At 69.4% G+C, this 5,774-nt stretch carries 5 protein-coding genes and 1 tRNA gene; 4 read left to right on the forward strand and 2 right to left on the reverse strand.

What is annotated here, in order from left to right; genetic code table 11:
* Positions 1 to 53: 53 nt before the first annotated feature.
* The gene (locus G6021_RS08100) at positions 54 to 1,637 is read right to left on the reverse strand and encodes an adenylate/guanylate cyclase domain-containing protein (protein WP_182615892.1); all 1,584 of its coding nucleotides are present in this window, start codon (positions 1,635 to 1,637) and stop codon (positions 54 to 56) included.
* 72 nt (positions 1,638 to 1,709) lie between these two features.
* Between G6021_RS08100 and G6021_RS08105 the strand changes: the two genes are divergently transcribed.
* Positions 1,710 to 2,921, forward strand: coding sequence for a DNA polymerase III subunit delta' (locus G6021_RS08105; protein WP_182615889.1), 1,212 nt, complete (start codon positions 1,710 to 1,712; stop codon positions 2,919 to 2,921).
* Between the two features lie 136 nt (positions 2,922 to 3,057).
* Positions 3,058 to 3,130 (forward strand) — tRNA-Thr (locus tag G6021_RS08110).
* A gap of 141 nt (positions 3,131 to 3,271) precedes the next feature.
* Here the strand turns inward: G6021_RS08110 and G6021_RS08115 are convergent.
* On the reverse strand, positions 3,272 to 3,877 hold the full coding sequence (locus tag G6021_RS08115) for a TetR/AcrR family transcriptional regulator (RefSeq protein WP_179524442.1): 606 nt from the start codon (positions 3,875 to 3,877) through the stop codon (positions 3,272 to 3,274).
* 46 nt (positions 3,878 to 3,923) lie between these two features.
* Here G6021_RS08115 and G6021_RS08120 point away from each other — a divergent pair, with 46 nt between their 5' ends.
* Together G6021_RS08120 and G6021_RS08125 are read left to right on the forward strand one after the other, a co-directional pair.
* Complete coding sequence (locus tag G6021_RS08120) at positions 3,924 to 4,748, forward strand: alpha/beta hydrolase (protein ID WP_182615887.1); 825 nt, start codon at positions 3,924 to 3,926, stop codon at positions 4,746 to 4,748.
* Positions 4,749 to 4,926: 178 nt separating this feature from the next.
* Entirely contained in the window at positions 4,927 to 5,730 is an 804-nt protein-coding gene (locus tag G6021_RS08125) for a crotonase/enoyl-CoA hydratase family protein (RefSeq protein ID WP_182615885.1), read from the forward strand.
* Positions 5,731 to 5,774: the final 44 nt, after the last annotated feature.

A 5,774-nucleotide genomic window follows, 5' to 3' on the forward strand; every position in this document is an offset into this window, starting at 1 on the left:
TGCGTGGCGGTGGCCGCCAACGGCGCGGTGGTGTCCGCCAACCGAGGTGCGGATCAGGTGTCGGCGGTGTCCAGACCCTCGACGGTGGGGCGAAGCGCCACGTTCCCGGCCTGCCACCGGTCCGCGAGGGTCGGCCGGAGCGGCCGGGCCAGCTGCGTCATGATGCCGCGCCCACGCAGTTCGACGCTGCGTCCCAGCACCCACCTCGCCGCCTCGGGAGCGTCGGCGTTGCGGATCGCGGCGGCCGACGCCAGGACGTGGCCCTGTTCGGACTTGGCCAGGGTGGTCAGGCGTGCGGCCTCGTTGACCGGATCACCGATCACGGTGTACTCGAAGCGCTTGGCGTGTCCGATGTGCCCGGCGATCACGGTGCCGTAGGAGACCCCGATGCCCGCCGAGAGCGGGGAGAGCCCGGCGAGCTGGCTCTGGAGGGCGCGGGCGGCCCGGAGCGCCCGACCGGCCTCGTTCTCGACCTCGATGGGCGCACCGAACACCGCGAGCAGCGCGTCGCCCTGGAACTTGTTGATGTAACCGCCGTTGGTGTCGACGGCCTCCACCGCGATGCGGAAGAACTCGTTGAGCACGGCGACGACCTCGGCCGGCTCGTGGGCGGCGGCGAACTCCGTCGATCCGGTCAGGTCGACGAAGAGCACCGCGACCTGCCGCTCCTGGCCCCCCAGTTCCGTTCCCCGCTCGAGGGCGTTCCGCGCCACGTCCTCGCCGACGTAGCGACCGAAGAGGTCCTGGATCGCCTCGCGTTCCTGCAGGCCGGTCACCATCTCGTTGAAGCCCTGGCCCAGTCGGCCGATCTCGGAGCTGTCGTAGATGGTGACGCGGGCCTCGAGGTCGCCCTTCTTGACCCGACCGACGCCCGCCTGCATCTCGCGGACGGGGTCGGCGATGGAGTCCGAGACCAGGCCCATGCCGATCGCGCCGGCGATCACGGCGACGCTGGCCATCACCGCGAGCGCCACGAGGATGTGCCCGGGGTCGTCACCGAACAGCCCGACCCACTGCCCGGTGAGGATCAGCAGGATCCCGGCGACGGGGATGACCGTGGTGAGCGCCCAGCCCAGGAAGATCCGTCGACGGACCCCCGGGACGTGCCGGTTGGCCGGCACGCCCTGGGCGAGGGCGCGGACGGTGATCGGCCGCATGATCCGCTCGGCCTGGAGGTACGAGATCAGGCAGGTGGTGGTCCCGCCGAGGATGCTCGTCACGCCCACCACCAGGGCGAGGCGGGGGGAGTGGGCCACGTTGGCGACGACAAAGACGATGGTGCCGATCAGCCACATGGCCCCGGAGATGAGCGCCTGGTGGAAGGGCAGCCGCAGGGCCCGGTTGCGGATCGCCCCTCCGAACTCCTCACCTGACCGGTCGACCCGGAGTACCGGGAGCAGGAGCAGGGTCGACGCGATGACCCCGCCGATGAACGCCAGCACAAGGTAGCCGATGAACAGGTACTGGTTGAGGAACCGGAACTGGTCCAGGTCGAGGAAGCGGTCCATCGGGAGGACGAAGCGCAGGAACGCGAAGACGAAGACCGCGCCGATGATGTTGGCCTGCACCATCGTGAGGGCATAGACGGGCCAGGGGGTGGCCCACAGCCACCGGAACAGCCTGACCCAACGCTCCATTGGGTCAAGGGTAGTTCCCGGGGCTCGTCACGGGAACGCAGGTGTGACGTAGTGCGGCGATATGGTGGGGCCATGCCAGGGGTGTTCGATCGGTTGGCCGGTCAGTCCGACGTCGTGGCGGAGCTGACCGCCGCGGCGTCGGCGGCGCGTGCGCGGGTGCCGGGCCAGGGGTGGGACGAGTCGGACGCGCGGATGGTCCACGCGTGGCTGTTCACCGGTCCACCGGGGAGCGGACGGAGCGTCGCCGCCACGTGTTTCGCCGCCGCCTTGCAGTGCGAGCACCCGGAGATCGTGGGCTGCGGCGAGTGCCGGTCCTGCCACACCGTGCTGGCGGGGACCCACGCAGATGTGCACCTCCTGGCTCCGCAGGGGGTCAACATCCTCCTCAAGGACGTCAAGGAGACCATCCACCGCGCCGCCAGCCGCCCCAGCACCGGTCGCTGGCAGATCGTGGTGGTGGAGGAGGCGGACCGGCTCACCGAGCAGTCCGGCAACGCGCTGCTCAAGGTGGTGGAGGAGCCGCCGAGCCGCACGGTGTTCCTGCTGTGCTCGCCCACGACGGACCCCATGGACATCATGGTCACCCTGCGGTCCAGGTCGAGGAACGTCGCGCTTCGTCAGCCGGACGCCACCGCGGTCGAGAGCGCGCTCCTCGCCGGCGGGGGGATCGACCCCGAGCGGGCGCGGTGGGCTGCGGCGGTCTCCTCCGGACACATCGGCCGCGCCCGGTGGTTGGCCACCGACGAGGCCACCCGGGATCGCCGGGACGTGGTGTTGGAGCTGCCCATGGTCATGCACAACCCCGGCCGGGCGTTCCCGCTGGCGGACCGTCTGGTCAGCGCCGCAGAGCAGGAGGCGCTCGCCCGAAATTCCCAGAACGACGAGCGTGAGGTGGAGGAACTGCGCACCGCGATGGGTGTGGGCGGCACCGGAAAAGGTGCGGTGGCGGCGGGTCGCGGCGCCGCGGGCGCGGTGAAGGATCTGGAGAAGGCGCAGAAGTCGCGGCGGACCCGCTCCACCCGTGATTCGCTGGACCTGGCGCTGGTCGACCTGGCGGGCTTCTACCGGGACGCGCTCATGGCCGGCCTCGGAGTGGCGGACGTCGCCCCGGTTCACCCGGACAAGGCGGAGGAGTCGGCGCGCCTCGGGGGGCACTATCCGCCGGCGTCGGTGCTGAGGGCCATCGAGGCTATCCAGGAGTGTCGCGCCGCCATCGAGGTCAACGTGAAGCCGAAGTTTGCCGTGTCCGCGATGGTGGGGGCGATACGCGAGGCGCTGGGTTGACGGAGCAGAGTTGATGGAGCAGGGGTGATGTACCAGGGTCGATGTACCAGGGTGGAGGCCACCCGCACCCGGGGTACCGGTCGTTTTCCGGCGGCGAGAGCCGGTCGTATATAGTTGCGTCGCCCCACAAGGGCTCGCCGCGTTAGCTCAGTCGGTAGAGCATTTCACTCGTAATGAAAAGGTCGTCGGTTCGATTCCGACACGCGGCTCAGATGGAAGAACGCCCCTGATCTCGGGAAACCGAGGGCGGGGGCGTTCTGCGTCGGAGCCCCAGTCATGTCGCGGTAGGGAGTTCCCGACTGTCCGGTCTGGGTAGACCAGGTCTCCTCAGGGCTTTCGCGCCAGAAAGCTCAGCAGCGCAGTTCCACGCGAGCGTGGCGAACGAACCAACTCTCCCACTGCTCTGGTGTCCACCCTCGTTCACGCGTCAGTCTCAACCACACGGATCTGCCGGTGAGCATCCACATCGCGTCGACGACCGCGTCGGGGGGAGGAGATCCGAGGATGAGCCCGGAGGCCCACCGCACCTCGTCCCAACGGGTGCGTTCCCGTTCTGCGAGTCGCCCCGCGGCGACGTCGTCGACGACGGCGGCCTCGTCGAGAACGTACTGGATGGCGGCCGATCGTTCGTGCGCCCCGCGCAGCCATCTCGCGCCGGCGGCCAGGCGGTCCTCGACAGCTCCCTCGCCCATCTTGACGTAGTCCGGCAACTCGCGGACGGGGGAGTTCGCGCCATCAGACAACGACAGATCAATGCAGGTGTCGAGAAGGGTGAGCTTCCCGTCGAACTGCTGGTAGACGGTCTGCCGGGTGAGGCCTGCGGCGGAGGCGACGTCGGACATCGTCGTGGCCACCCATCCCCGTTCGATGAACATCTCCCGCGCGACGTCCACCACTGCCGCCCGGTTGAGGCGAGCCCGCTCCGCACGGAGCTCCGACGAGTAGGTCCTGGCCATGATCCGAGTCTAGACAGAATTGAGTTTACGATGTGTAATGTCAATTATGGATTCAGGATTCGTCGATACGCGGCTCGGCCGGCTCCACGTCGATGTGGTCGGCGAGGGCCCGCCACTCGTGCTGTGGCACAGCATGTTCGTCGACTCGACGAGCTGGAACCGACTCGTGCCGCTGCTGAAGGGCGCCCATCGTCTCCACCTGATCGACGCACCGTCCTGCGGGAGAAGTGACCCGTTGCGCGAGGCGACGGACATCTCCGCATGTGCGGACGCCGCGATCGAGGTGCTGGAGCATGTCCGGGGGTCGTCCGGGCAGGACGGGGTCGACTGGCTCGGCAATGCGTGGGGTGGTCACGTCGGTATGGAGGTGGCCGCTCGCAGGCCCGACCTGATCCGCAGTCTCGTCGCCGTCAGCGCGCCGACTCACCCGATTAATCGACTCCTCCGCCGCAAGGTCCGGATGCTGGTCCCGCTCTACCGGCTGATCGGGCCCCGCGGGCCGGTGAGGTCCGCGATCGAGGAGACCATCTTCACCGACCGCACCCGCGCGCACGATCCCGAGGCCGTCGAGGTGTTGCGTGGTGCGCTCGACCGGGCGGGGCGCACGGCGACGATTCGGGCCATCGAGACCGCGATCCTCAATCGTGTCGACCTGCTCTCGGCGGCACTGGAGGTGACGTGCCCGGTCCTGTTCGTCACCACCGACGACCGCGGCGAGTGGACGCCGGAGCAGGCCCGCGCGGTCGCCGCCGAGATGATCGACGCACGCGAGTCGACGGTGTCCGGGGCGCGGGTGATACCCGCGCTCGAACAGCCCGAGTCAACCTTCCTCGCCCTGGGCGAGTTCTGGGCGGGGCTGGATCGCCGCTGATGCGCGAGGTGTTCGGCCATCCTGGGGTTTCCCCGGTGGGGGACCGCCGAACCCATCGGAGCACGGCTCTGCCGATATGGCGAACACTGGCGGTGACGACGACCGCTCGCTACAGTCGAGTAACGGATTACGTAGTTAGATAGCGCGAATTGGCGTCCCCTCGACCGAAGGATCCCTGATGACTACCTCCCCTCTGCTCGTCGAGCGAGCCGACCACATCGAGACGTGGACACTCAACCTGCCGGATTCCCGGAACCCCATCTCCGATCCTGCGATCGTCGACGCCCTGTGTGACCGGGTCGCAGCGGTCAATGCCGACCATGACGTCCGGGCCGTCGTGCTCACCGGCGCCGGCTCGGCGTTCTCCGCCGGCGGCAACGTCAAGGACATGGTCGACAAGGCGGGGATGTTCGGGGGTAGCCCGTACGAGCTCCGTAACGGCTACCGGGGAGGGATCCAGCGGATCCCCCGCGCGCTGTATCACTGCGAGGTGCCGGTGGTCGCGGCCGTCAACGGCCCCGCGGTGGGCGCGGGTTGTGACCTGGCGGTGATGTGCGACCTGCGGGTGGCCTCGACCAAGGCGTGGTTCGCCGAGAGTTTCGTCCAGCTGGGGATCATCCCGGGCGACGGCGGCGCATGGCTGCTGACCAAGGCCATCGGCCCGGCCCGGGCGGCCGAGATGGCGCTCACCGGAGATCGCGTCAAGGCCGAGCAGGCCGCCGCGTGGGGGCTGGTCAACGAGGTCGTGGAGCCCGGGAACCTGCTGGAGGCGGCCCACGCCCTCGCCGCACGGGTGGCCAAGAACCCGCCGCACGCGGTGCGGATGGCCAAGAAGCTGCTCCGCGAGTCACAGCACCAGTCGCTCGAGTCGCTGCTCGAGCTCTCGGCGGCGATGCAGGCGCTCGCGCACCACACCGCCGATCACCGCGAGGCGCTCGCGGCGTTCGGGGAGAAGCGCGCAGGGGAGTACACGGGGCGCTGACCCGTCCCCGGGGCCACGCGGGGCGCTGATCCGCCCCCCGGGAC

Source organism: Dietzia sp. CW19, assembly GCF_014145265.1.
Taxonomy (GTDB): domain Bacteria; phylum Actinomycetota; class Actinomycetes; order Mycobacteriales; family Mycobacteriaceae; genus Dietzia; species Dietzia natronolimnaea.

Excerpts from the sequence above, each read along its gene's own strand:
- G6021_RS08100 (WP_182615892.1), bottom strand. The coding sequence starts at position 1,637 with ATGGAGCGTTGGGTCAGGCTGTTCCGGTGGCTGTGGGCCACCCCCTGG.
- G6021_RS08105 (WP_182615889.1), top strand. The coding sequence starts at position 1,710 with ATGCCAGGGGTGTTCGATCGGTTGGCCGGTCAGTCCGACGTCGTGGCG.
- G6021_RS08115 (WP_179524442.1), bottom strand. The coding sequence starts at position 3,877 with ATGGCCAGGACCTACTCGTCGGAGCTCCGTGCGGAGCGGGCTCGCCTC.
- G6021_RS08120 (WP_182615887.1), top strand. The coding sequence starts at position 3,924 with ATGGATTCAGGATTCGTCGATACGCGGCTCGGCCGGCTCCACGTCGAT.
- G6021_RS08125 (WP_182615885.1), top strand. The coding sequence starts at position 4,927 with ATGACTACCTCCCCTCTGCTCGTCGAGCGAGCCGACCACATCGAGACG.